This window comes from Haladaptatus sp. R4, assembly GCF_001625445.1.
Classification (GTDB): Archaea; Halobacteriota; Halobacteria; order Halobacteriales; family Haladaptataceae; genus Haladaptatus.
This window is the reverse complement of record NZ_LWHG01000028.1, coordinates 336963-362956: the sequence shown is the minus strand read 5'-3', so window position 1 is coordinate 362956 and position 25994 is coordinate 336963. Positions and strand designations below refer to the sequence as shown.

Annotated in this window: 23 protein-coding genes and 2 pseudogenes; 17 read left to right on the top strand and 8 right to left on the bottom strand. The window is 62.1% G+C overall.

Annotated elements, in window-relative coordinates:
• Positions 1–46: 46 nt before the first annotated feature.
• The gene (locus tag A4G99_RS16880; RefSeq protein WP_066146184.1) at positions 47–1459 is read right to left on the bottom strand and encodes an aspartate ammonia-lyase; all 1413 of its coding nucleotides are present in this window, start codon (positions 1457–1459) and stop codon (positions 47–49) included.
• 230 nt (positions 1460–1689) lie between these two features.
• Between A4G99_RS16880 and A4G99_RS16875 the strand changes: the two genes are divergently transcribed.
• The 4 genes from A4G99_RS16875 (at position 1690) to A4G99_RS16860 (ending at position 6094) form a co-directional block, all read left to right on the top strand.
• Positions 1690–2967: an ABC transporter substrate-binding protein gene (locus A4G99_RS16875; RefSeq protein WP_082837867.1), complete on the top strand. Its 1278-nt coding sequence runs from the start codon at positions 1690–1692 to the stop codon at positions 2965–2967.
• A gap of 31 nt (positions 2968–2998) precedes the next feature.
• On the top strand, positions 2999–3982 hold the full coding sequence (locus A4G99_RS16870; RefSeq protein WP_066146178.1) for a carbohydrate ABC transporter permease: 984 nt from the start codon (positions 2999–3001) through the stop codon (positions 3980–3982).
• 2 nt (positions 3983–3984) lie between these two features.
• Entirely contained in the window at positions 3985–4863 is an 879-nt protein-coding gene (locus A4G99_RS16865) for a carbohydrate ABC transporter permease (protein WP_066146175.1), read from the top strand.
• 70 nt (positions 4864–4933) lie between these two features.
• The gene (locus A4G99_RS16860) at positions 4934–6094 is read left to right on the top strand and encodes an ABC transporter ATP-binding protein (RefSeq protein WP_066146172.1); all 1161 of its coding nucleotides are present in this window, start codon (positions 4934–4936) and stop codon (positions 6092–6094) included.
• Positions 6095–6219: 125 nt separating this feature from the next.
• On the opposite strand, the gene A4G99_RS16855 is transcribed toward A4G99_RS16860, so the two are convergent.
• Positions 6220–6465: a BolA family protein gene (locus A4G99_RS16855; RefSeq protein WP_066146712.1), complete on the bottom strand. Its 246-nt coding sequence runs from the start codon at positions 6463–6465 to the stop codon at positions 6220–6222.
• Positions 6466–6563: 98 nt separating this feature from the next.
• On the opposite strand from A4G99_RS16855, the gene A4G99_RS16850 reads away from it, so the two are divergent.
• Entirely contained in the window at positions 6564–6761 is a 198-nt protein-coding gene (locus tag A4G99_RS16850; RefSeq protein WP_066146170.1) for a 30S ribosomal protein S17e, read from the top strand.
• A 1-nt stretch (position 6762) separates the two neighbouring features.
• On the opposite strand, the gene A4G99_RS16845 is transcribed toward A4G99_RS16850, so the two are convergent.
• The gene (locus A4G99_RS16845) at positions 6763–7965 is read right to left on the bottom strand and encodes an MFS transporter (protein WP_066146168.1); all 1203 of its coding nucleotides are present in this window, start codon (positions 7963–7965) and stop codon (positions 6763–6765) included.
• Positions 7966–8081: 116 nt separating this feature from the next.
• On the opposite strand from A4G99_RS16845, the gene A4G99_RS16840 reads away from it, so the two are divergent.
• Positions 8082–9062: a hypothetical protein gene (locus A4G99_RS16840; RefSeq protein WP_066146165.1), complete on the top strand. Its 981-nt coding sequence runs from the start codon at positions 8082–8084 to the stop codon at positions 9060–9062.
• Positions 9063–9070: 8 nt separating this feature from the next.
• Here the strand turns inward: A4G99_RS16840 and A4G99_RS16835 are convergent.
• The 3 genes and pseudogenes from A4G99_RS16835 to A4G99_RS16825 form a co-directional block, all read right to left on the bottom strand.
• A pseudogene (locus A4G99_RS16835) lies at positions 9071–10881 on the bottom strand (S9 family peptidase).
• Between the two features lie 163 nt (positions 10882–11044).
• Positions 11045–13195, bottom strand: coding sequence for a catalase/peroxidase HPI (katG, locus tag A4G99_RS16830; protein ID WP_066146162.1), 2151 nt, complete (start codon positions 13193–13195; stop codon positions 11045–11047).
• A gap of 453 nt (positions 13196–13648) precedes the next feature.
• Entirely contained in the window at positions 13649–13906 is a 258-nt protein-coding gene (locus tag A4G99_RS16825; RefSeq protein ID WP_066146160.1) for a hypothetical protein, read from the bottom strand.
• A gap of 110 nt (positions 13907–14016) precedes the next feature.
• Between A4G99_RS16825 and A4G99_RS16820 the strand changes: the two genes are divergently transcribed.
• The 11 genes and pseudogenes from A4G99_RS16820 (at position 14017) to A4G99_RS16770 (ending at position 25349) form a co-directional block, all read left to right on the top strand.
• Positions 14017–14901 (top strand): sulfurtransferase, encoded by an 885-nt coding sequence (locus A4G99_RS16820; protein WP_066146710.1) that lies wholly within the window; start codon positions 14017–14019, stop codon positions 14899–14901.
• A 174-nt stretch (positions 14902–15075) separates the two neighbouring features.
• Complete coding sequence (locus tag A4G99_RS28850) at positions 15076–15204, top strand: hypothetical protein (protein WP_255359114.1); 129 nt, start codon at positions 15076–15078, stop codon at positions 15202–15204.
• 235 nt (positions 15205–15439) lie between these two features.
• Positions 15440–17149, top strand: coding sequence for a dihydroxy-acid dehydratase (gene ilvD / locus A4G99_RS16810; protein WP_066146155.1), 1710 nt, complete (start codon positions 15440–15442; stop codon positions 17147–17149).
• A 166-nt stretch (positions 17150–17315) separates the two neighbouring features.
• Positions 17316–18639, top strand: a pseudogene (locus tag A4G99_RS16805) (dicarboxylate/amino acid:cation symporter).
• A 62-nt stretch (positions 18640–18701) separates the two neighbouring features.
• Complete coding sequence (locus tag A4G99_RS16800; RefSeq protein ID WP_066146152.1) at positions 18702–20018, top strand: aspartate aminotransferase family protein; 1317 nt, start codon at positions 18702–18704, stop codon at positions 20016–20018.
• A gap of 46 nt (positions 20019–20064) precedes the next feature.
• Complete coding sequence (locus A4G99_RS16795) at positions 20065–21096, top strand: ABC transporter ATP-binding protein (protein ID WP_066146149.1); 1032 nt, start codon at positions 20065–20067, stop codon at positions 21094–21096.
• Positions 21093–21884, top strand: coding sequence for an ABC transporter permease (locus tag A4G99_RS16790; protein ID WP_066146146.1), 792 nt, complete (start codon positions 21093–21095; stop codon positions 21882–21884). Before A4G99_RS16795 ends, A4G99_RS16790 begins: the two co-directional genes overlap by 4 nt.
• 221 nt (positions 21885–22105) lie before the next feature.
• Positions 22106–22585: an Rpp14/Pop5 family protein gene (locus A4G99_RS16785; protein WP_066146143.1), complete on the top strand. Its 480-nt coding sequence runs from the start codon at positions 22106–22108 to the stop codon at positions 22583–22585.
• A 4-nt stretch (positions 22586–22589) separates the two neighbouring features.
• A complete protein-coding gene (gene psmA / locus A4G99_RS16780) occupies positions 22590–23348 on the top strand; it encodes an archaeal proteasome endopeptidase complex subunit alpha (RefSeq protein WP_066146140.1) in 759 nt (252 codons plus the stop codon).
• A gap of 54 nt (positions 23349–23402) precedes the next feature.
• Complete coding sequence (locus A4G99_RS16775; RefSeq protein ID WP_066146137.1) at positions 23403–24128, top strand: ribosome assembly factor SBDS; 726 nt, start codon at positions 23403–23405, stop codon at positions 24126–24128.
• Between the two features lie 96 nt (positions 24129–24224).
• Positions 24225–25349, top strand: coding sequence for an AI-2E family transporter (locus A4G99_RS16770; RefSeq protein ID WP_066146134.1), 1125 nt, complete (start codon positions 24225–24227; stop codon positions 25347–25349).
• Positions 25350–25374: 25 nt separating this feature from the next.
• Here A4G99_RS16770 and A4G99_RS16765 read toward each other — a convergent pair whose 3' ends face one another.
• Both A4G99_RS16765 and gvpM read right to left on the bottom strand, forming a co-directional pair.
• A complete protein-coding gene (locus A4G99_RS16765) occupies positions 25375–25611 on the bottom strand; it encodes a hypothetical protein (RefSeq protein WP_066146131.1) in 237 nt (78 codons plus the stop codon).
• A gap of 113 nt (positions 25612–25724) precedes the next feature.
• A complete protein-coding gene (gvpM, locus tag A4G99_RS16760; RefSeq protein ID WP_066146128.1) occupies positions 25725–25973 on the bottom strand; it encodes a gas vesicle protein GvpM in 249 nt (82 codons plus the stop codon).
• Positions 25974–25994 lie beyond the last annotated feature (21 nt).

Here is a 25994-nt window from a genome sequence, read left to right as displayed (position 1 = left end):
AGTCGATACCACGCTTTCGACTGGCTACTCGAAAAGAAGATCCGACTTATTCTTCCCGTCCGAGGATACCGGTGTGAGTCATCGCTTCGGGGTCGATGATTTCGTCCGCCTCCTCCTCGCTCAGGTAGCCCTTCTCGACGACGACCTGCCGGACGGTCTTTCCTTCCTTGAGCGCTTCCTTCGCCGCTTTCGAGGCCTTGTCGTAGCCGATGTGCGGGTTGAGAGCGGTGGCGAGGGCCATGCTTTGCTCGACTTTCTCCTCGCAGTGCTCGGCGTCGACCTCTAGCTTGTCGACGAACTTGTCCGCGAACGCTTGGCTGGCATTGGAGACGAGTTCGGCCGATTCGAGGAAGTTGTGGGCGAGAACGGGTTTGTAGAGGTTGAGGTCGATCTGTCCCTCCGCCGCGCCGTACTCGACCGTGGTGTCGTTGCCGACGACCTGCTTGTGAACCTGATTGACCGCCTCGGCGACGACGGGGTTGATCTTGCCGGGCATGATGGAACTGCCGGGCTGGTTCTCCGGCTGGTCGATCTCCCCGAGTCCGTTGCGCGGGCCGGACGCCAGCAGTCGCAGGTCGTTTGCGATCTTGTTGAGCGAGCCAGCGACGGTGCGGAGTGCGCCGTGTGCTTCGGCCATCGCGTCGTGGGCGGCCTGGGCTTCGAAGTGGTTGTCCGCCTCGCGGAACTCGATGCCGGTCTCCTCGCTGATGTACTCGGCGGCGAGGCCGGGGAACTCGGGGTGGGTGTTCAGCCCGGTCCCGACCGCCGTTCCGCCGAGCGCGAGTTCGCTGAGATGCTCCCGGACGTAGTCAACGCGCGCGAGTCCCTTTTCGATCTGCGAGCGGTAGCCGCCGAACTCCTGTCCGACGCGCACGGGCGTCGCGTCCTGTAGGTGCGTGCGGCCGGTCTTCACCACCCCGTCGTACTCCTCTTCCTTCTCGGCGAGGGCTTCGCGGAGGGTGTCGAGCGCCGGGAGCACGTCCTTCTCGACGGCTTCGAGCGCCGAAACGTGCATCGCGGTCGGAATCACGTCGTTGCTCGACTGCCCGAAGTTGACGTGGTCGTTCGGGTGGATCACGCGGTCCCCGATTTCCGCCCCGTAAATCTCGGCGGCGCGGTTGGCGATGACTTCGTTCGCGTTCATGTTCGAGGACGTGCCGGACCCGGTCTGGAACACGTCCACCGGGAACTGGTCGTCGAGTTCGCCCGCGATGACCTCGTCCGCGGCCTCGATGATGGCGTCCGCTTCGTCCTCCTCGATCATTCCGAGGTCGCGGTTCGCCTGCGCGGCCGCCTTCTTGACGATGCCGAGCGCGCGAATGAACCGTCGCCCGAACGTGATCCCCGAAATAGGGAAGTTCTCGACCGCACGCTGGGTCTGTGCACCCCAGTAAGCGTCGGTCGGTACCTGCATCTCCCCGAGGCTGTCCTCTTCGATTCGATAATCCTCGTCGCTCATGCGTTTGGAGGGTCGATGTGGGCGGGCGTAAAACCCACCGAAACGGGACTGATTTGGTTTCGGAAGGATAAGGAGGCATTGATTCCACAAGAATTGTCACAGAAAAATTCACTCGGTGACGAAGTAATCCAAAAATGATTAAGTACCCCGTGACAAATGGTAAAGGTAGACGTGGATGATGCGCAGATATGACAGGTAAAAAATCCAACAACCTATCGCGGCGTAGCTATATGAAAGCAACCGGACTGGCCGGAACTGCCGGTCTGGCTGGTCTCTCCGGCTGTTCGAGTTTCATGGGTGGCGGCGGCAACAAGCAGTTGTTGCTCATGCACGGCTGGAGTCCCGGGGACGGACTCAGTGCTATCAAGAACATGTACCAGGGGTTCGAGAAGGAGTACCCCGATGTCGATTCGAAACTCAAGGGCATCAGCGGCGGCGGAAACACGACCCTGAACACCGTCATCAACAACCGGCTGAAGAAACAGAACCCGCCGGGAAGCTGGGCCGACTGGCCGGGCAAGAACCTGCTCCAGTTCCAGTCGAAGGACGGTAACATCCTCGGTGACATCGGTGACTCCGTCTGGAGCAAGAACAAGATGAAGAAGGCCTACGCGAAAGGGCCGCGTAACGCCGGAAAGCCGGATGGGACGTACATCTGTGTTCCGACGAACATTCACCGGATGAACAACGTCTTCTACAACAAGAAGGTCCTCAAGCAGGCGGGTGTCAGTCCGGGAGACCTCAAGAGTCCGAAAGATCTGACCGACGCGATGAAGAAGGTCGACAAGAACACGGACGCCGTCGGGATGGCGCAATCGACCAAGAGCCCGTGGACGACGCTTCAACTCTGGGGAGCGGTGTTCCTCGGCCAGCAGGGCTGGGACGGCTACCAGAAGTTCATGGACGGCTCCATCGGCAAGGAACCCATCGCCAACGCGTTCAAGACGCTCGCTGACTACAGCAAGTACTTCTCGGACGACGCGGGCACCATCGGCTTCAAAGAAGGCAACAAGAAAGTGATGAACGGAAACGCGGCGTTCATCCAGCAGGGTGACTGGGTGGCTGGCATGTACGCCGCCGACGACAGTTTCGAGTACAAGAAGGACTGGGACTACGTCGCATTCCCCGGTACCGAGGGCTACTACGCGATGAACATGGACTCGTGGGTGTACCCGAAGAACACGCCCGCACCTGATGCCGCCAAGAAGTGGCTCCGATACGCCGGAACCAAGGACGCACAGGTCCGGTTCAACTCGAAGAAAGGCTCGATTCCGCCACGAACCGACGTGTCGATGAAGAAGTTCCCCGAGTTCCAGTCCGACCAATACGCGGCCTTCAAGAAATCGAAGGCACAGCCGCCGTCGGTCGCACACGGCCTCGCGGTCATCCCGACCGTTCAGGCGAAGCTCGAAAGCGCCGTTTCGCAGAACTTCTCGTCGTACAAGGCTTCGTCGGCGGACAAAGTCGCGCAGCAGTGGAAGGACGCGATTTCGTCCTCGTCGAACTGAACGACAGCTTTCCACATCTTACGTTGTTATTATGATAGAACAATTGAGAGACACATACCGAAAACTGACCGGGAATACCGACGACCTCCGGACGGACGGCGGAACCGCGACGGAGCGCACGTCCAGTCGGTTCGACATGGGTCCGGATTTCCTCAGGTCGCTCCCGTTTTGGCTACCGCCGTTTCTGGTGATGGGCTTTTTCGTTTACGGAGCGATCGGCTGGAATTTCCTCGTCTCGTTGACCGATTACAACAGTTTCGTCCCGCCGACTTACTCGCATCTCGACTTCGAGATGTACACGCGTGCGTTCAGCGACCCGACGTTCATCGCAGCTACGAAGAACACGTTCGTGTTACTCGTCGTGTTCACCGTCTTCTGCCTACTCGTCGGGCTCGGGCTGGCGATACTCATCGACCAGAAGATACGGTTCGAGAACACGTTCCGAACCATCTATCTGCTCCCGATGAGCCTCTCGTTCGTCGTCACCGCACAGTTCTGGCTCTGGATGTACAACTACAGCGACGGACCGATCAACGTCATCATACGCGGGATCGGAATCCAGAACCCACCGCACTGGATCAGCGACCCGAGTATCGTTCTCGGTTCGGTGATTTTGGCGCTCGTCTGGCAGTTCAGCGGCTACGCGATGGTCGTCTATCTCGCCGGACTGCGCGCGATTCCGAACGATCACTTCGAGGCCGCACGGGTCGACGGTGCATCGACGTATCGGCTGTATCGACGGGTCGTGATCCCACAACTGAAAGGCGCAACGATCAGCGCCTCGGTCGTTCTGATGGTGTTCGGGCTGAAGGCGTTCGACTTCCTCTACTCGCTGACCGGGTCGTACTACCCGCCGAAGGGGTCGGACATTCTGGCGACGATGATGGTGCGACAGGCGTTCGGTTCGCCGAACAACACGGCGTACGCGGCGGCTATCGGCATCATGCTGTTCCTGCTCGCGCTCGTCGTCATCGCGCCGTATCTCACGTACCAGTACAAACGAGGTGAGCTATAACCATGGCAACTGATTCGAGCGACACGTCCGTATTCGATGTAAGCAATCTGTCGAGGATGGGATACTCCCGTATCCTCCTCTACGCGACGGTGGTCGCGCTGGTGTTACTGTATCTCCTCCCGATAGAGACGGGCCTCATGACGTCGCTCAAATCCGACGCTCTCGGTTCACTCCCGTACTTCCCGCCCGGACCGTCGGGATTCACGTTCGTTCACTGGAGCGACGCGTTCTCCCAACTCGCCTCCGGTCTCATCAACAGCTTCATCCTCGCGATTCCCGCGACGGTGTTATCGGCGTTCATCGGAAGCATCACGGCGTACGGGTTGACGAACCTCACGTGGCGGTACAAAGCGGCGTTTCTGACGCTGTTCATCGCCGGGATTTTCATCCCGTATCAGGCGGTGTTGATTCCGCTCTCGCAGTTCTGGGCGATCTACTTCCCGATTCACAACCTGTTCGGGACGTACGGTCAACTGATCGAACTGATAATCTCACACGTCGCCTACGGGATACCCATCACGCTGCTCCTGTTCCGGACGTACTACAAGGACATCCCGACGGAAATGTTGGAGGCGGCGGAACTCGACGGTGCGAGCGCGTTCGGCATCTATCGTCGAATCATCCTGCCGCTGTCCGGCCCGATGTTCGCGGTGACGCTCATCTACCAGTTCACGCAGGTCTGGAACGACCTCCTGTTCGCGCTGGTGATAATGGGTCCGGGACCGGCGTCTCCGGTGACGATTCCGCTGGCACAGCTCGGCGCGAGCCTCACGAACGTCGGGTTCGGTATCCGAATGGCGGGTGCGTTCATCGCCGCCTTCCCGACGTTGCTGGTGTACATCATGTTCGGCGACCAGTTCGCGGAGGGGGTCGCAACATGAACGTACTTGTGAAGCGAGTACTGAACGTTCGAGTAACAGATAGCAGTTCGCACAACAGGGTGATTACACAATGACGAACCTCGAAATGGACGGTGTGACGAAGGTGTTCCGTGAGGGCGGTGGCGGCGAAATCGTCGCGGTCTCCGATTTCACGGTGGATATCGACGACGGCGAGTTTCTCGTACTCGTCGGCCCATCCGGCTGTGGGAAATCGACCACGCTCCGCATGGTTGCGGGCTTGGAGACGATAACCAGCGGCGAGATGCGCCTCGGTGGGGAGCGAATGAACGAGAAAAAGCCGGGCGAACGGGACATCGCGATGGTGTTCCAGTCCTACGCGCTGTATCCGCACATGACCGTGCGGGAGAACATGCGGTTCGGACTCGAAGAGTCCACCGACATGGGAAAAGCCGAGATGAACTCGCTCGTCGAGGAGACGGCCGAAATGCTCGGCATGCCTGATCTGCTCGACCGGAAACCGGGCGAACTCTCCGGCGGGCAACAACAGCGCGTCGCACTCGGCCGCGCCATCGTCCGCGACCCGGAAGTGTTCCTGATGGACGAACCGCTGTCGAATCTGGACGCCAAACTTCGCTCGCAGATGCGGACCGAACTCCAGCGACTTCAGGAGGACCTCGGCGTGACGACGGTGTACGTCACCCACGATCAAACGGAAGCGATGACGATGGGCGACCGAATCGCCATCCTGAACGACGGGAAACTCCAGCAGGTCGCCACGCCGATAGAGGCGTACCACCAACCGGCGAATCTCTTCGTCGCGGGATTCATCGGCGAGCCGTCGATGAACTTCTTCGAGATGGATCTGGACGGGTCGAAACTCGTCGGTGAGCAGTTCGAATACGCGCTGTCGGCCGAGACGGCGAACGAACTCGGCGATTCGACGCGCGTGACGCTCGGCGTTCGGCCGGAGGACGTGGAACTCGTCTCCAACGGCAGCGACGAACACGATTTCGAAACGGTCGTGGACGTCGTGGAACCGATGGGGAACGAGAACAACGTCTACCTCCGATTTGCCGATGCCGACGAATCGAAAACGATGGAGGAACGCCAGACGTTCGTCGCCACGCTGAGCGGCATGCGAAGCATCGAGGAGGGCCAGGAAGTCGTGGCCCGAATCCCGGAGGACGCGATACACCTGTTCGACACAGAAACAGGAGCGGCGCTTCGTAACCGCCGCCTCGATCAGGAAGCGACGCTTCCGAACCGCTAACCCAGTTTTTCGTTTCTCGTTGTTTCAGTCGGTTCGTTCCCTTCTAACAGCGGCGGGGATGGTCACTACTCGTCCGATCCGTTAGTTGCGTCGTTCGAACGCCGCGACCGGTCGGGGCTACCGATTTACTCGTCGTACTCTTCGGGCGTGTACGTCTTCAGTTCGAGCGCGTGGATGTCCGTCGTCATGTGCTCCCCGAGCGTGTCGTACACCATCTGGTGCTGTTCGACCAGCGTTTTCCCGTCGAACGCCGGTGAGATGACCGTCGCAGCGAGGTGATCCTCGTCGTGCACACCGCGCGGATGGGTGACCGTGACGTCCGCATCTTCCAGTCCTGCTTCGATGAGTTCCGCGACATCGTCTGCGTTCATGAGGTCTTCTTTTCGGCCGACCACCAAAAGACGACGGGTTGGCTACGAATCGTCCCGCCTCCCCAACGGTTTTCCCGGCGTAGGTTGACGACCTCCCAATGCCAGTCCAACCCGATTACGTCAAAAAAGTAGCGACCGTCCTCTTGGAACGATACCCCGAAGCGTTTACCGACGACTTCGACCGGAACAAGGAGAGCGTGACGGCGCTGACGAACGTGGACTCGAAGAGCGTTCGAAACAAGATCGCGGGATACATCACGAGGCGGGATGGGGAGCCACCACGCACCGTCGAGTGACCTACGACGAACTGGGCGTTTCGGCATCGCTCTCGACAGGTGACTCCCAGAGATAGATCGACGTGAGTCCGACGAGGACGACGCCACCGACGACCGCGACGGTGAAGATGGGCGAATAGGCGTCGGCGAGAACGCCGCCGACGAGAACGAGCGGAAGCCTGACCAGCGCGTACACCATCGACGCGGCGGAGAGAACGGTTGCGCGCCCGACGGTTTCGGAGTTGTCGTTGATGTATTGGTTGACCAGCGGGTGAAGGAGCGTGTTCGAGCCTGTTCGGACGAAGAACATGGGGAACGCGAGGATGGGCGCGAACACGGGTGCGACCAGGGAGGCGCCGAGAATCAGCGGGACGAAGACCGCCGTCGCACGGAGGCCGAACCGGTCCGCTATCGTTCCGGTGTAGTAGCTCAGTCCGACGGAGACGAGCGTGAATCCGGCGTACAGCGGCCCCATGAACTCGACGGGAATGGAGAGCGTTCCGGTCGCGATGGGTTGCACGTAGCTCTCGACGGCGTTCGTCGCGGCGAAAAACAGTGCGACGTACGCAACGAACGACCGAAGCGGCGGTTTCGAGAGACGACGACGGACGACGCGAACCGCATCGAGCGGCCCCAACGCGTCGCGGTCGCCATCGACGAACGCCTCGTTTCGCGGGAACGAAAGGAGGACGAGCACGCCCGCTCCGTTCAGGATTCCGGACGCCAAAAACGGCAGTTCCGGATCGAATCCGTACAGCACGCCACCGGCGAGGGTCGTCACGACGGTGACGGCACGGTTGACCGCCATGCCCCGCCCGCGAACCCGCGCGAACTGGTCGGTCCCGAGTTCGTCGCGGAGGAACTCGTAGAGCCACGCATCGCCGCTTCCCGACCGGAAGACGAGCGCGAGCGTCCACAGGACGTACAGTCCGGCGAGCGCGAGAAAGGACCGAGCGACGACGAAGCCGAGGACGGAACAGGTCATGCAGATCGAACTGACGACGAGGCTGTTTCGCCAGCCGATTCGGTCGCCGACGTAGCCGGTCGGAACCTCACCGAGGATCGTCAACGACGAATAGAGCGTGCTCAGAAGGGCGATCTGTGTGTAATCGAGGTTTCGGTAGAGCAGAAAGAGGGTGAAGATCGGCGAGAAGAACCCGAACGAAACGGTGGCCTGATAGCAGTAGTATTTGTAAACCGCCGACGGCCGCGACCCGCGCAACATCGTGTCCGAATTCGAGTACGAAAGGGAGTGGATAAAGGGTTTCCTGAAACACAATCAAGTAGGATTACTTACGATTTAGGGGTAGATTCAGGCGGTTCGGACCCGTCGTTCAACGTATGCGACTGTATGCCGCGATGCGAAACGGACTGTTCGTCACGGACGGGACCGAAACGGCGGCGGTGCGGTTGACGGACCACGACCTGGAGTGCGTCGCCGCGACCGGAGAGCGGGTCTTCTGTGGCACGTTCGACGCCGGTCTCTTCCGGAGCGAGGACGGCGGCGAGTCGTTCCACTCGGTCGGCGACGGGACGATCCGGGAGTCGGTGATGTCGCTCGCCATCGATCCGACGGACCCGGACACCGTGTGGGTCGGTACGGAACCGAGCGCCGTCTACCGAAGCACGGACGGCGGTGATTCGTGGGAGAAGCGGGAGGGGTTGACCGACCTCCCCTCCGAACCGAACTGGTCGTTCCCGCCGCGTCCCCACACGCACCACGTCCGCTGGATCGAACCGGATCCGTACGACCCTGACCACCTCTACGTCGGAATCGAGGCCGGAGCGCTCGTTCAGACGTACGACGCGGGCGAGACGTGGGAGGACAAAGTACCGACCGCCCGCGTGGACAACCACTCGCTCACGACGCACCCGGAGGCACCGGGGCGAGTTTGGTCGGCCGCCGGGGACGGCTACGCCGAATCCGAAAACGGCGGCGATACGTGGGAGTACCCGCAGGAGGGTCTCGACCGTCGGTACTGCTGGAGCGTCGCACTCGCGCCCGACGACCCGAGCACCGTCCTGCTCTCCAGCGCGACCGGTCCGCGAAGCGCACACAACGTCGATTCCGCGGATTCGGCCGTCTATCGAAAGCACGACGGCGAGCAGTGGGAGCGACTGGACGGCCTCCCGACGGGCGAAGGAGTGACACGAACCGTGTTCGCGCGCGGGACGTCCGGCGGCGAAGTGTTCGCCGTCAACAACCGCGGCCCCTTCAAAACGGAGAACGCGGGAACGACGTGGCAAGGAATCGTCGCGGAGTGGCCGACCGAATTCGAACGGATGACGGCACGCGGGTTGGCGGTCGTGGGCGAACGGTGAAGTGATACTCAGTTCGCCGCAACTCGCCGGTCGAGGAAGTCGGCCACGAGTTCCATCGAGCGGATCTTCTGTTCGATGTCGGTGCTTCCGTGTCCCTCCTCGCCCAGTTCGACGTATTCGAAGTCTTCGTCCTCGCCTTCGACGAAGCCGTCCTCCTCCAACGCGTCACGGAACAGTCTCGCCTGCGAGACAGGGACGCGACGGTCGTTCACGCCGTGGACCATGAGTAACGGGGAACTGAGGTTCTCCGTGTACTCGACCGGACTGCGCTCCCGATAGAGGTCGTGGTTCTCCTCCGGGTCGCCCATGTACTTCTCCATCAGGCCGGTCTGGAAGTGTGGCATCGTGTTCTCGTGCATGTCGTGGAGGTCGGTGACGCCGACCCACGCGATGCCCGCCGCGTACAGTTCGGGATATCGAACCATCTGCCAGTACGCGCTGTACCCGCCGTAGGACCCTCCGTACACGACGACTTCGTCCTCGTCGACCCAATCCTTGTTACGGAGCCATCGTGCCCCTTCGGCGACGTCGTCCTGTTCGGCACCGCCCCAGTCGCCGATGAGGCTGTTTTTGAACTCACGGCCGCGTCCGGTGGAGCCACGATAGTTGATCTCCAGCACCGTGTAGCCCCGGTCGAGGAAAAACTGCGTTCGCCGTTTGAAGCTCCGTACGTCCTGTGATGCCGGACCGCCGTGAACCTTCACGACCGCTTTGGACGGGCGTTCGCCGGAATCGTACAGCAGTCCGCCGATTTCGGTTCCGTCGTGGGACTCGAACGTCACGTATTCGGCGCCGATGAACGTCTCGGGGTCGATATCGCCGTAGACGGGTTCGATGAGCGTCTCCGTCGCCCCCGATTCGAGGTCGTGGACGAGCAGCGCGGGTCGCTGCGTCGGCGTCGTTCCGTGGACTAAGACGCGTTCGTCGCCGACGAGCGCGGCGTCCCCGTAACTGGTGAACGAGGCGACACCCGTCGGCATGTCGAGTTCCGTCGCGGTTCCGTCGAAGTCGTACACCAGCGGAACGACGGCGGCACGTCGTCTGCGAAGCGCGAGGAAGCCGTTTTCGTCCGGGAGGAACGCGATGGCATCTTCGACGTACTCGCCGTCGCCGAACCATTCGACCGACTCCGTTTCGAGGTCGTAGACGCCACAGTGCGTCTTGTCCGGTGCATTGTCGGCGACGAGGAGCTTCTTCCCATCGGGGGACCAGTCCACCGCGTAACTCTCGCTGCCGTCGACGCCGATTTCGAGAGTACGGGGATTCGATCCGTCCGCGTCGGCGACGTACACGTCTACGTTGGCCATATCGTCCGACTCGTTCGTCATATAGACGATTCGGTCGCCGTCGGGGGCGGACAACCCGGAGTACGCCCCGAAGTCGTACTCGTGAGTCGTTCGCTCGTTCCCGTCTCGCGGTCGTACCGATAGAGGTTCATCTGCCCGCCAACACTGCTCGTGTAGAGCAGTGTCCCGTCGTGAACGTCGGTGAGACGACACTGCCCGGAGTCCTCGACGACGGGTGCGGCGTTGCCGTCGAGGTCCATCTCCCAGATGTCGTTCTGTTCGTCGCCCGCGTCGTCCAAGTGGAAGTAAATCCGGTCACTGTCGGGTCCCCATTCGAGCGGATGCCGGGCGTTTCGGGGAACCTCGCCGTCGCTCACCTGCCGCATTTCTCCCGTCGAAACGTCTATGAGGTGGAGTTCGTTCCTCCCGGTGCCGTCGTAGTAGACGGCGACGTGTTCGCCGTCGGGCGAGGCCACCGGACTGTTGAACTCGGGCAGACGTGCGAGGGCTTCGAGCGAGAAAATTCCTGTCATCGAAGTAGACTTTGGTGTGTCGGGACATCAATGTTTCCCGAATTCCGCTTCTGTTTTTACTATTGCAATTCTGGAAAAGTATCGTCGGCACTCGAAGCAGTGTCCGTTTCCACGAAAAAGAAAAAACCGTCCGTCGATGCGTCGGTTCTGGATAGCGCCGCGATTACTCGAGGTCGAAGCGGTCGAGCTTCATCACTTTGCTCCACGTGTCGGCGAAGTCACGCACGAACTTCTCCTCGCCGTCCTCGGCACCGTAGACTTCCGAGACGGCGCGGAGTCGGGAGTTCGATCCGAAGATGAGGTCGAAGCGGGTCGCCTCCCACTCGACGTCACCCGTCTCGCGGTCACGGAGCTCGAAGACCTGTTCGTCGTCCGAGACCGGTTCCCACTCGTGGTCCATGCCGAGCAGGTTCACGAAGAAGTCGTTGGTCAGCGTTTCCTTCTCGTCGGTGAAGACGCCGAGGTCGCTGTCCTCGTAGTTCGCACCGAGCGTTCGCATGCCGCCGACGAGGACCGTCATCTCGGGAGCGGTCAAGCTCAGCAGTTCGGCCTCGTCGATCAGGATTTCTTCGAGCTTGCGGTCGTTCTCGCTGCCGAGGTAGTTGCGGAATCCGTCGGCGTCCGGTTCGAGGACTTCGAAGGATTCGACGTCGGTCTGCTCCTGCGTGGCGTCCGTCCGTCCCGGTTCGAACGGGATATCCACGTCGTATCCAGCGTCGGCCGCCGCCTGTTCGACGGCCGCCGTGCCGCCGAGAACGATCAGGTCGGCGAGCGACACCTTCGTTCCGTCGGACTGCGAGCCGTTGAACTCCTCTTGGATGCCTTCGAGGGTGTCCAGCACGCTCTCCAACTGTTCCGGTTCATTGACCTCCCAGCTCTTCTGCGGTTCGAGGCGGATACGCGCGCCGTTCGCGCCGCCGCGCTTGTCGCTGTGGCGGAACGTCGATGCGGACGCCCAAGCGGTTTTGACCAGTTCGAAGACGGATAGGTCCGAGTCGAGGATTTCCTGTTTGAGAGCGGTGATATCGTCCTCGCCGATCAGGTCGTAGTCGGCGTCGGGGATGGGGTCCTGCCAGAGCATCGTCTCGTCCGGGACCTCGGGACCGAGGAAACGGGTCGGCGGGCCCATGTCGCGGTGGATGAGTTTGTACCACGCCTTCGCGAAGGATTCCTGGAACAGGGATGGGTCGTCTTGGAAGCGCTCCAAGACCTCGCGGTAGTCCGGGTCCTTTTTGAGCGCGATGTCGGTCGTGAGCATCATCGGGTCGACCGAATCGTCGGAGTTGTGAGCGTCCGGGACGGTTTCCTTGGCCTCGTCGTCGACCGGTCGCCACTGCCACGCGCCGCCGGGACCCTTGTGGGCTTCCCACTCGTAGTCGAGCAGGTTGTTGATGTAACCCATGTCCCACTGGACCGGTGCGCTGGTCCACGGCCCTTCGATGCCGCTGGTAATCGCGTCGGTCCCTACGCCTTCGCCGTAGCCGTTCTCCCATCCGAGGCCCTGTTCGTCGATGGGGGCCGCTTCCGGCTCGGGGCCAATGTGCTCCTCGGGATCGGCCGCGCCGTGGACCTTCCCGAACGTGTGCCCGCCAGCGATGAGTGCGACGGTCTCCTCGTCGTTCATCGCCATGTGGTCGAACGTCTCTCGGATGTTGTGCGCCGATCCCTCGGTGTCCGGCTCGCCGTACGGGCCTTCCGGGTTCACGTAGATGAGACCCATCACGGTGTTACCGAGCGGATTCTCCAAGTCGCCTCCCTCGTCGAACCGGTCGGGGGACGTCGTCTCCCACTCGTTCTCCGGTCCCCAGTCGACGGCCTCGTCCGGCTCGAACGAATCCTCCCGTCCGCCCGCGAAGCCGAACGTCTCGAATCCCATCGACTCAAGCGCGACGTTCCCGGTCAGGACGATCAGGTCCCCCCACGAGAGCGCGCGGCCGTACTTCTGCTTTACCGGCCAAAGCAGCCGACGTGCTTTGTCGAGGTTCACGTTGTCCGGCCAGCTATTGATCGGCGGGAGACGCTGGCGTCCGCCGGACGCACCGCCGCGGCCGTCCTTGGTACGGTACGTCCCTGCGCTGTGCCACGCCATCCGGATGAACAGCGGTCCGTAGTGGCCGTAGTCCGCTGGCCACCAGTCTTGAGACGACGTCATCACGTCCTCGATATCCGACTTCACTTCCTCGAAGTCGAGCGACTCGAACGCCTCGCCGTAGTCGAATTCCTCGTCCATCGGGCTGACGTCCCGAGCGTTCTGATCGAGGAGTTCCACGTTCAATTGGTTCGGCCACCAATCGCGGTCGGTCTGACGCGTCATCGGGAGATTCCCCCGTTCGTGGTCAGCGTCGGCTTCTCGACGCCGTGCGTCTCGTAATCAGATTTTCTGTTGCCGTATTTGGCTGTATCCTCGGACATTAACTGGCTCTCCTGTACGTGGGATATGAGAGGTATTGTTTATAAATTTGCCGCTTATGTTGTCTATTCTCTTCCTTCACTTTCATAACTACCCTCTCAAGTTTCCATCTAAGTAAATAATTTTCTCCGATGGTGAACTCCGAGAGGCAATATGACATGTAAAATTCGACACTTATTCTCCCGCGGTGTCGGTGAGAAACCCCGTTTGTTTCCCTTCGTTCTACGCTTTCCGGTTCGTGATCGTGGTAGAACCACGTGATACATCACTGAACGTATAGATGGAGTATGAGCGTACCGGCCAACGGACGGAGACGACTGCACGTTCGTACCGGTCGTCAGGGAGTCCCGTTTCGGATCATCGGGAACCGATCGGAATTTCCGTCATCCCGACATCACCGTCGAGCGTGTCGAGCAGTTCCCGGAGGTCGGCGTCCGGTCCGTCCCGCCGAAGCACGTCGATAGCACGGTCGATTCGCTCGATGCGGCGCTTGGCTCGGTCGTAGCGGGCGTGAAGGTCGACTTTGGCCTCCTCGATGGCGATTCGGCCGTCGTGAATCGCTTCGCGCGATTCCCGAAGCGTCGAGACCGTCTCGCGTATCGACTCCAGTGACATACCTCCCCCAACGCCGTCGACGAAAGTAGTACTGCTGGCTGTCGTCCTGCAATCCATTCGGTGCGACCTTGGCCGGGACAGTTTTGCCGACGGGCGTCGTCCAGAGTTCGATGTCAGAGTACGCAACCGACGTTCTCGTTTCGGCGGATTGGGTGGAGGACAACATCGAGGCGTTCGAAAGCGACGACCCCGAGTACCGACTCGTGGAGGTGAACAGCCCCGAGATTCCCGATACCGACTTCCCGTCGCGGTACGACGACGGGCACATCCCCGGGGCTATCGGCATGCATTGGGACGAGGACCTCTCGGACGAAACCGAACGGGATATCCTCAAAAAGGAGGACTTCGAAGAGGTGGTCGGCGAGTACGGAATCGGCGAGGACTCGACCGTCGTGTTCTACGGTGACGGCTGGATTCCGAACTGGTTCGCCACGTACGCCTACTGGGAGTTCAAATATTACGGTCACGAGGACGCCCGCGTGTTGAACGGCGGGAAGGACTACTGGGTCGAGAACGACTACCCGATGACCACGGACTCGCCGAACCATCCGTCAGTGAACTACACCGCCAAAGGACCGTTCGAGAGCATTCGGGCCTACCGGGACGACGTGGAGAAGGCGATGGACTCCGGTCTTCCGCTGGTGGACGTGCGTTCCCCCGAGGAGTTCACCGGTGAAATCCTCGCACCGGAAGGGCAGAAGGAAACCGCACAACGGGGCGGCCACGTCCCCGGTGCGAGTAATATCCCGGTCGCCGAAGTGTTCGAGGAAGACGGCCGGTTCAAGTCCGCCGACGAACTGCGCGAGTTGTACGCCGACCACGACGTGGACGGCGAGGAATCCGTCATCGCCTACTGCCGCGTCGGGGAACGATCCGCCATCGAGTGGTTCGCGCTCCACGACTTGCTCGGGTTCGACGACGTACGCAACTACGACGGGTCGTGGACCGAGTGGGGGAACTTGGTACGCGCACCCATCGAGACCGGCGAGGAGTAGCTTCTTTTTCGGCGGCGACGAAAACAGACCATCACCGACCGTCACGAACTTGTCGAGGACCTGTACCATCATCTGGAAGCGACGGCATCCCTGCCGGTCGCCACACGCCCGAGTCAGTACCTCGGGGAAGCGCAAGCGATCGTCGGAGACGCCAGAGGCGCGCCCGAACCGGTCGTGGAAAAGCGCGTCTCACAAGCCGCTTTACTGCTCTCGCACGTCGATGAAACCGGGAGCGAGGAAGCGGACGAACACGTCGAACGGGCGCGAGAGGTGGTGGACGAGGTGCTATCGGAAGTACGGTGAACGATCCGTCATCAGTATCGGCGGTCATCGGTTCCTTCGTGTGATGATGATGGAGCGACCGCCGACGTCGCTGTTCCGTCCATCAACCGCGTGGCGCGTGCTCAAACCGACCGGATCGTCGGTCTCCCGCGCTCAGCATCGGTCGTGAACCCCGTCGAATCCCCCTCGCGGATTCGACAGCAAGGTCTGTCGATTCGGGAGGCTTTAACACACCTCGTTACCCATACTCACAGCCATGGAAAACAGCACGGAGAAAGACGAGTCGTTACGAAGCCGAGAAGTCACCGAAGGGCCGGAACGCGCCCCGCACCGGGCGATGTTTCGTGCGATGGGGTTCGACGACGAGGACCTCTCCTCGCCGATGGTCGGCGTGGCGAACCCGGCGGCCGACGTGACGCCCTGTAACGTTCACCTGAACGACGTCGCGGGGTCGGCCATCGACGGCGTGAACGCGGCGGGCGGCATGCCGATCGAGTTCGGCACCATCACCGTCTCGGACGCGATTTCGATGGGGACCGAGGGGATGAAGGCCAGCCTCATCTCGCGCGAGGTCATCGCCGACAGCGTGGAACTCGTCGCCTTCGGCGAGCGGATGGACGCCCTCGTCACGGTCGCGGGTTGTGACAAGAACCTCCCCGGCATGATGCTGGCGGCCATCCGAACCGACCTTCCGAGCGTGTTTCTGTACGGCGGTTCCATCATGCCCGGCGAACACGAGGGGCGGGAAGTCACCGTCCAGAACGTCTTCGAGGGCGTCGGTGCGGTCTCCCACGGCGACATGACCGAGGAGGAATTGGTCGAACTCGAACACGACGCCTGTCCCGGCGCGGGGTCTTGCGGCGGGATGTTCACCGCGAACACGATGGCGACCATGAGCGAGGTCCTCGGCTTCGCCCCGCTCGGTTCCGCCAGCCCACCGGCCGAATCACCGGAGCGGTACACGGTCGCCGAACAGGCCGGGGAAATCGCGCTGGACGCGGTGAAGAACGACCGCAAGCCCTCCGACATCCTCACCCGAGAGTCCTTCGAGAACGCCATCGCGGTGCAGGTGGCGATGGGTGGGTCGACCAACGCTGTCCTCCACCTGCTCGCACTCGCGGCGGAGGCCGGTATCGAACTCGACATCGACGACTTCGACGAGATTTCGCGTCGGACGCCCAAAATCGCCAACCTCCAACCCGGCGGCACGCGGGTGATGAAGGACCTCCACGACATCGGTGGTATCCCCGTCATCCTTCGCCGCCTGCTCGACGCCGACCTGATTCACGGGGACACGATGACCGTGACGGGCCGCACCATCGAGGGGGAACTCGACCATCTGGGGGTCTCCGGGGAGGCGGACGTCGACTTCCTCAGTCCGGTGGACGACCCGTTCCACGAGGAGGGAGCCATCAAAATCCTCAAAGGGAATCTCTCGCCCGACGGCTCTGTGCTGAAGGTGACGGGGGAGGACAAGTTCCACCACACCGGCCCGGCCCGCGTCTTCGAGAACGAGGAGGACGCGATGGAGTACGTGCAGGAAGGTGGCATCGAATCGGGAGATGTCATCGTCATCAGGAACGAAGGTCCGCGCGGCGGTCCCGGCATGCGCGAAATGCTCGGCGTGACGGCGGCCGTCGTCGGACAGGGGCACGAGGACGACGTGGCGCTCCTGACGGACGGCCGCTTTTCTGGTGCGACCCGCGGCCCGATGGTCGGTCACGTCGCTCCGGAGGCGCGCGCTGGCGGTCCAATCGCGGTCGTGGAGGACGGCGACGAAATCACCGTCGACATCCCCAACCGCGAACTCTCAGTGGACCTTTCGGACGACGAACTCGACGGGCGATTGGACGATTGGGAACCCAAAAAGCCGCAGTACACCTCCGGGGTGCTGGCGAAATACGGCTCCGCGTTCGGTTCGGCGGCGAACGGTGCCGTGACGAACCCCGGCGTGAAACGGGAGTAACTCCCCTTCGAGCGGGGTCGGAGACGGGACGCGCCGAGACGATACTTTTTATTGATTGCAGAATTCCATAACATATCCAATTCATTTTAGAATATTACTATCTTCCGAACATATCTTTCGGAGGCCAAAGACTTTTTACGGTATTTTTGAGTCATGTCCGGGACGTATGGCAGGAACTGTACAACGGGCATGGGGAAGCTATCGCTCCGTCCCCATCATCTATCGTATCGCTGCGGCGTTCGTCCTCGGGTCCATCGTCGGCCTCGTGGTCGGGGAACCGGCGACGAATCTTCAACCGCTCGGCGACCTCTTCGTCCGACTGTTGAAGATGGTCATCGTCCCAATCGTCGTCTTCACCCTCGTGATGGCGGCGCGGCACCTCTCGCCGACAAACCTCGGGAAGATCGGGGGCGAGGTGGTCGCACTGTATCTGCTGACGACGATGATCGCCATCGCCGTCGGTCTCGGCGTGGCCAACCTCATCAACCCCGGCGTCGGCATCCATCTCCCGCAAAACGCACACGTCGATCCCGGACAGGCACCGCCGCTCATGGACGTTCTCCTCAACATCGTTCCGGAGAACCCGATCAACGCGATGGCCGAGGGGCAGATGCTCGGCATCATCTTCTTCGCCCTCGTCTTCGGCGTCGGATTGACCGTCGTTCGTGACGAGGCCGAACCGGGCTCGACCTTGGAAAGCGGCGTCGGGGACATCTTCGACGCGTCGAGGTGTGTACCGAGGTGATGTTCAAGGTCGTCTGGGGCGTGATGGAGTACGGTGTCATCGGCGTGTTCGCGCTGATGGCCGCCCTCTTCGGCGAAATCGGTATCGACGCCATCGCCTCGCTGTTCAAGCTCTGTGCCGCGCTCGCCATCGCCGTCGCCGTTCAGATGTCTGTGGTGTACTTCCTCATCATCCTCATGGGACTCGTTCGGAAGTCCCCGTTCGACTTCGTGGAAGGGAGTCGGGACGCCATGATGACGGCGCTCAGCATTCGTTCTTCGAGTGGGACGCTCCCGGTGACGATGTCGAACGCGGACGAGAACCTCGGCATCGAGGACGACGTGTACAGTTTCTCGCTGCCGCTCGGCGCGACCATCAACATGGACGGAACGGCCATGTATCTCGGCATCGCCGCCATCTTCGCGGCCAACGTGGTCGGGAAATCGCTGACGTTCACGGAACAACTGAGCGTCCTCCTGACGGCACTGCTCGCCAGCGTCGGTACCGCTGGCGTTCCGGGCGCGAGTCTCATCATGATGACCGTCGTGTTCCAGCAGGTCGGTCTGCCGCTGGCACCCATCGCGATGTCGCGGGGGTCGATCCGCTCCTCGACCGTCTGCGGACGATGAACAACGTCACCGGCGACCTCGCGGTGACGACGCTCGTCGCCAAGTGGAACGACGCTATCGACTTCAGCACCGGTGTCTGGACCGACGGTGACGCCGGAATGGGAGACGTCCCAACGGCGGCGAAAACCGACGATTGACGCTACTAACGCGACAGACACGACACTGACTCGACCAACGCGACAGACACGACACATATTTTATGAACTCCGAAACGACGAACGAGACGACTGAAAGCGAACGAATCGTCGAGCGCGCCCGCGAGGTGATTCCGGGCGGCGCACAGACCGGACTTCGGGCGCAAGCGTACGACACCGGAGAAGTCGCCTTCGAACGGTCGAAAGGCGCGACGCTCACCACGGTCGACGGCGACGAGTACACCGATTATCATCTCGGATTCGGTCCCATCATTCTCGGACACGGCCACGAGGCGGTGGACGAGGCGGCGCGGAACGCCATCGACGACGGCGTGCTGTACGGAACCGGAACGGCCCCGCTCGAAGTCGAAGTGGCCGAGCGACTGGTCGACCTCCTGCCGAGCGTCGAGCAGGTGAACTTCTGTAACAGCGGAAGCGAGGCGACCTACCACGCGATTCGTCTCGCCAGGGCGTACACGGGGAACGACAAGATCCTGAAATTCGAGGGCTGCTATCACGGGTGGCACGACTACGTGGACGTGAGCGTCTACCCGCCGGAGGACGGACTCGGCGAGGGACACCCCGAATCAGCGGGAATGCTCCCGGCCGCCGTGGAAAACACGCTCGTCGCCCCGTTCAACGACGGCGAGGCCGTCGAGGAGATACTCCGCGAACACGGCGACGACCTCGCGGCCGTCATCCTCGAACCCGTGCCGCACTCGGTCGGGTGTCTCCTCCCCCGGCAGGAGTTCCTCGAAACGGTCCGGGACGTCACCGCGGATGCGGACGTGCCGCTCATCTTCGACGAGGTCATCACCGGGTTCCGTCACTCGCCCAACGGTGCACAGGGCGAGTTCGGCGTCACGCCCGACCTGACGTGCGTGGCCAAAGCGCTCGGGAACGGCTATCCGGTCGCCGCGGTCGGCGGCCGCGAGGACCTGCTCTCGCAGGCGGGCGGCGACAACAAATCCGGCGTCGTCATCAGCGGGACGTACTCGGGCAACCTCCCCGGACTCGCCGCGGCGAGCGAGACCATCGACACCATCGTGGCGGAGGACGTCCAGGGCCACGTCTCGGACCTCGGCGACGAGTACAGGGCCGGACTCCGCGATCTGCTGGCGGATCACGGAATCGACGGCAGGGTCGTCGGTCACCGGAGCATCTTCAGCGTCCAGTTCGGCGTGACGGGCGACCCCGAAAACTACGAGGACATCCTCGGACTGGACGAGGAGCGGTTCCACGAGTTCGCCGCGGGCATGCGGAACCGGGGTCACTTCTTCACGCCGAACCCGTACAAGCGCCATCACCTCTCGTTCGCCCACGACGAGGGGAACCTCGCCGCATATCTCGACGCCGCGGACGACGTGTTTGGGAACCTTTGACCGGGTTCAGCACCCTTAACCGTGCCCGACTGTTACGGGTCGTCCGATGGATTCTGCGATACGCATACGTGATTTGGAGAAAGAATACGGGGAGGTACGAGCGCTCAAGGGAATCGACCTCGACGTTCCGAAGGGCTCGTTTTTCGGCCTGCTCGGGCCGAACGGGGCGGGAAAGACGACGTTCATCAACATCCTCGTCGGACTGGTGAAGAACTCGGGCGGCTCGGCGGAGGTGTTCGGCGCGGACGTGGAGGACGACTACCGCGAGGCGCGCGACCGAATCGGCCTCGCGCCTCAGGAGTTCAACGTGGACCGCTTCTTCCCGATCCGGGAGGTACTGGAGCACAAGGCGGGCTACCACGGAATTTCGCGGAAGGAAGCGGGCGAACGCGCCGACGAAGTGCTTCGGCGCGTGGGAATTTACGACAAGCGCGACACGCGCTTCGACTGGCTCTCGGGCGGGATGAAGCGGCGGTTCGTCCTCGCGCGAGCACTCATCACGGAACCGGATCTTCTCATTCTCGACGAACCGACGGCCGGGGTGGACGTGCAGTTGCGCCACGACCTGTGGGACCTCATCACCGAACTCAACGAAGCCGGGACCACGATTCTGCTCACGACCCACTACATCGAGGAGGCCGAACGCCTCTGTGACGAGGTCGCCATCCTCGACTCGGGCCGTATCGTCGAGGTGGCGAGCCCGGAGGAACTGATGGGTCGCGGCCCGGACAAGATCACGATTTCGCTCCGCAACCCGCCCGAATCCGCGCCGCAGCTCTCCGCCGGTCGGGGCAAGATCGAGGAGGTGGAGCTATCGGGCGACGAACTCGTCATTACCGCTCCGGAGGCCGGACTGCTCGCTCCCGAACTCGTGCGCGAACTCGACCGGAAAGGGTTCGAGATCATCCACTTCGACATCTCGCGCACCTCGCTCGAAGAGGTGTTCGTGGAGATGACGCGGGCGAACGAGAGCACCAGCGATGGAAACGGAGGGGCGGGCGATGGAGACGGGAAGACGGACGACTTCGACCGCGACGATTCCGAACTCGCCGCCATCGCCGGAGGTGACGACGCGTGAGCAACGCGAACGAGGGACTGACCGGGTTCATCACGCTGACGCGCCGCGAAATCCTGCGGTTCCTGCGGCGGCCGCGGAACACGTTCGTCCCGCCGTTCGTCACGAACGTGCTGTACTTCTCCGTGTTCGGGGTCATTCTCGGTAGCCGCGTCGGGAAGATGCAGTTCGACGGCCACGCCGTCCCGTACATCGTCTTCATCCTCCCGGGACTGGTCGTGCTGGGAGCCATCTCGAACGCCTTCGAGAACTCCTGTTTCTCCATCTTCCACGGGAGATGGAATCGCTACATCGAGGAGACGCTCACCTCGCCGATGTCCTACTCGCGGATGGTCGCCTCCTACATCGTCTCCGGGGCGACGCGCGGGTTGCTCGTCGGCGCGCTCATCGCCGTCCTCGGCGCGTTCTTCACGTCCGTCGGGGTCGCCAGACCGTTCTACCTGCTCGCCTTCGCGGTCGTCATCACGCTGCTGTTTTCGAGCTTCGGCGTCGTTGGCGGCCTCTGGGCCGACGACTGGGACAACCTGACGATGATGAACCAGTTCATCGTCCGCCCGCTCGTCTTCTTCGGCGGCGTGTTCTACACGCTGGACAGCCTCAAGTCGGAACTCCTCCGGACGCTCACCATGCTCAACCCGATGGTGTACATGGTGGACGGCGTCCGCTACGGCTTCCTCGGCGCGTCCGAACTCGACCCCAACCTCTCGCTGGGCGTCCTGACGGGGCTCACGATCATCGTGGTGGCAATCGACGTGTTCCTGTTCCGCCGCGGCTACGGCCTGACGGAATAGCTGCAAATTTCGAGCGGGTCAGGTTTTTTCGTGATCGTAGGTTCCGGTCCGTGTGATCGACTTTTCGAGGGAAGTTCCATTTTCCGAGACGACAGTAGCCGAGCCGCTTGTTGCGCCATCCGACTGAAAGAACTGAGCGATACGAACCGACTTTCGACACGAGAACGTCCCCATTCAAATCATTCAAATTCGTCCATCCCCAACCCACAGCAGAAGCCCGAATGAAACATCTCCCGAAGCACATCAGGCCGCATTGGCGCTATCTCGCGGTCGGCCTCGAAGGGTGGCCCGACGCGGACATCGACCGTCGTTCGTTCCAGCGGAGCATCTGGTTCGCCGCCCAGAACTTCCTCGGGGACGCCGGGAGCGCCGACGCCGACCTGACCGTCTACAGTTTCGAGTTCGAGGACGGCGAGGGTGAAGCGCTGGTGCGCGCTCGGCGCGGACACACCGACGAGGCGCGGGCGGTGTTGGCCTGTATCGAAGAGATACAGGGCGATTCCGTCGGCGTGTTCGTCCGTGGTATAAGCGGGACGGTCCGAGGTTGTGAAGAAAAGTATTTAGGTCGCCGCAGGGAACTTTCGGGCGAGAGAAGCGTCGTGTTCGCGGACGAGCAACGACCCGCTGTCGTTCGGGACGGCGTCTTCGACATTCAGGTCGACGACTCGTTCGTAGGCGCGACGGAACTCGATTTCGAGTGATACTATGCAGGGACAAGCCCAACAGCAGGCGTACGACCGAGGGATTACGATCTTCTCCCCGGACGGCCGTCTCTACCAAGTCGAATACGCACGAGAGGCCGTCAAACGAGGAAGCGCCAGCATCGGTGTCCGGACCGAAGGTGGCGTCGTCCTCGCAGTAGACAAACACACCCGGTCGCCGCTCATGGAGCAGACGAGCGTCGAAAAACTCCACAAGTCCGACGACCACATCGGTATCGCCAGCGCGGGCCACGTCGCCGACGCCCGACAACTCATCGACTTCGCCCGCCGTCAGTCGCAGGTCAACCGCCTGCGCTACGGCGAGCCAATCGGCGTCGAGACGCTGACGAAGGAAGTCACCGACCACATCCAGCAGTACACGCAGGTCGGCGGCGCACGACCGTTCGGCGTCGCGCTCATCATCGGCGGCATCGAGAACGGCGAACCGCGTCTCTACGAGACCGACCCGTCCGGAACGCCGTACGAATGGAAGGCGCTCGCCGTCGGTTCCGACCGCGGCGAGATTCAGGACTACCTCGAATCGAACTACAGCGAAGGAATGGATCTGGACAGCGGTATCGACCTCGCCCTGAGCGGCCTCGGCACCGTCAACGACGACGCACTTTCGCCGACGGGTGTCGGCCTCGCCACCGTCGACGTCGAGACCGAGCAGTTCCGTATGCTCGACGACGACGAAGTCGAGGGCTACCTCGACGAACTCGACCTCCTCGAAACCGAGGACGACGAAGAGCCGGAAGAGTAATTTCGACGTTTTTTGCGGGAAACATCTTTTAGGTGGGCGCGTTTACCTTCGGGTATGATATCACTCGAAGAGGCGGTGACGGCGCGTCTCGAATCGCACGGTGCGCGCTTCGAAGTCCTCGTGGATCCGGACGCGGCGCTGGCGATGAAACGCGGCGAGTTCGATGGGGACATCGAGGACATCATCGCCGCCGAGGACGTGTTCGAGAACGCGAGCCGAGGGGATCGACCGGCCGAAGAGGATTTGGAGACGGTCTTCGAGACGACGGACCCGCTCGAAATCATCCCCGAAGTCATCGAGCGCGGGGAGATCCAGATCACGGCCGAACAGCGAAAGGAGATGCAGGAACAGAAGCACAAGCAGTTGGTCACCCAAATCGCGCGCAACGCGGTCAACCCGCAGATGGACAACGCACCGCACCCGCCGGACCGCATCGAGAGCGCGCTGGAGCAGGCCGGATTCTCGGTGGACCCGATGGAGCCCGCTGACCAGCAGGTCGACGACGCACTCGACGCGCTGCGCCCGGTCATCCCGATCCGGTTCGACGAGGTGACCATCGCGGTGCAGGTACCCGCCAACTACGCCGGGAGCGCACAGGCCCGAATTCGACAGTTCGGCGAACTGGAGCGCGAGGAGTGGCAGAACGACGGCTCGTGGGTCGGCGTGATGACCTTCCCCGCGGGGATGCAGAACGAGTTTTACGACCTCGTGAACGAGAACACGAGCGGCGAGGCCGAGACGCAAATCATCAAGGACGAGGACGACCTCCAGACGCGATAATCGACCGAACGACTCGTTCTGACACGGTACCCTCGGAAGACAGACCCTTCTCGCGGCAGACAGACCCTTCTGTACGGCCGTCGTGTGTGGGTGACGATGGAGTTCTCCGAAGAGCGTTCGCGCGTCGGGTGGTGGGCACTCGCCATCGCGCTGGCGGCCGCGCTCGCCTTCGTCGCCTACGCGTTCGTCGGCACGCTCGTCCTCGGGTTGTTCATCTACTACGGATCACGCCCGATCTATCGACGGGTGACGAGACACGTCGAATCGAAGACGCTCGCGGCCGCGGGGACCATCTTCTTGCTCTCGCTTCCGGCGCTGGCGCTCGTCGGTTACACCGTCGCCGTCGGCGTGCGCGAACTCAGCGCGTACACCGGGGCCGCCATCGGGACGTATTACTCCCACCTGTTCCCCGGGGCGACGTCCGTTCCCGATCTCCTCGCCCATCCACAACGACTGCTCACGTCCGATTTCCGGAGCCTGTGGAGCGATTTCACGACCGCCATCGAATCGCTCGGCATCGTTTCCCGTGGCCTGCTCACCCTGTTTCTCTCCGTCTCCTTCGCCTTCTTCGCGCTCCGGGACGGGAACCGACTGGCGGATTGGTTCCGCGGCGAGATGGGCGAGGACAGCGCCGTCGTGGCGTACGTTTCGGCGGTCGATAGCGACCTCGCAATCGTGTACTTCGGGAACGTCCTCACCGTCCTCCTCGTCGGCGTCGCGGCGACGCTTCTGTACAACTGGTTCGCCGCGATTTCCCCCGACGGGGTCGCATTTCCCCTGCCGACCGTCTTCGCCCTGTTGACCGGCCTCGCCACGTTCGTCCCCATCGTCGTCGGGAAACTGGTGTACGTCCCGCTCACGCTGTACTTCGGATGGGAGGCGTTCGAAGTCGATTCCAAACTGCTCTGGTTTCCGCTCGCGTTCTTCCTCGTCTCGCTGGTGCTGCTCGACCTTCTCCCACAGACGGTCGTCCGACCGTACATCTCCGGCCGGACGACGCACACGGGACTCGTGATGTTCGCCTACATTCTGGGCGGCGTTCTGTTCGGCTGGTACGGCATCTTTCTGGGGCCGCTGGTGCTGGTGCTCGTCGTGCAGTTCGCCGACATCGTCTTCGGTGACTTGGTCCACGGCCGACGCGTGACGCCGACCTCGTCGCTCTCCATCGGGTCGAATCCCCCGGACGAAGCGCGGTCGGACGAAAAAGACGAACGAAAATGAACGAGGATGTCCGAACGGAATTCGTCTACGCTTGGAGTCGGATTTCGTCGTCGGTGACCGACGAAACCATCTCTTCCTGGAGCGGATAGGTGTCTTCGTCCCGGTCGCCCCACCCGAGTTTCGACTTCACCTTGTCGGTGATGCCGGGGTCGGGGTCCACGTGCGCGGTACCGTGCTGTACGTCGGAGACGATACCGACTTGGTCGCCGGAGTTGTCCACGACTTTCTTCCCCTCGTCGTCGTCGGTGATTTGCGTTGTCATCGCGTTCGTAACTCGTCGGTTCGCCGGGAACCGTCGCTGGTTGCGAGTTCAAGGGCCTTATCCGCTTCCACGATTTCGGGGGCGTCACCCGTCGTCGGGAAGCAATAGATGTCTCACCCGTCGTCGGGAAGCAATGGATGGTCGTCCGGCGCACGTGCGAGTTCCCGTTGGACGGCATCCCATTCCTCGAAATAGCCGTAATCAGTCATCGTGGACATGCCCGCGAGGGCCGCCCGAAGGCTCAGGCCGACGAGCGGGATGTCCGCTACTGTGATGACCACGTCCGCTTGTAGAATGACGCCGTCCCGTAGGATCACGTCGAGCAAGTCCACGACGGCGTGGTCGTCTTTCGTCGGTTTCATTTGTTCACCACCAGTGGGAGT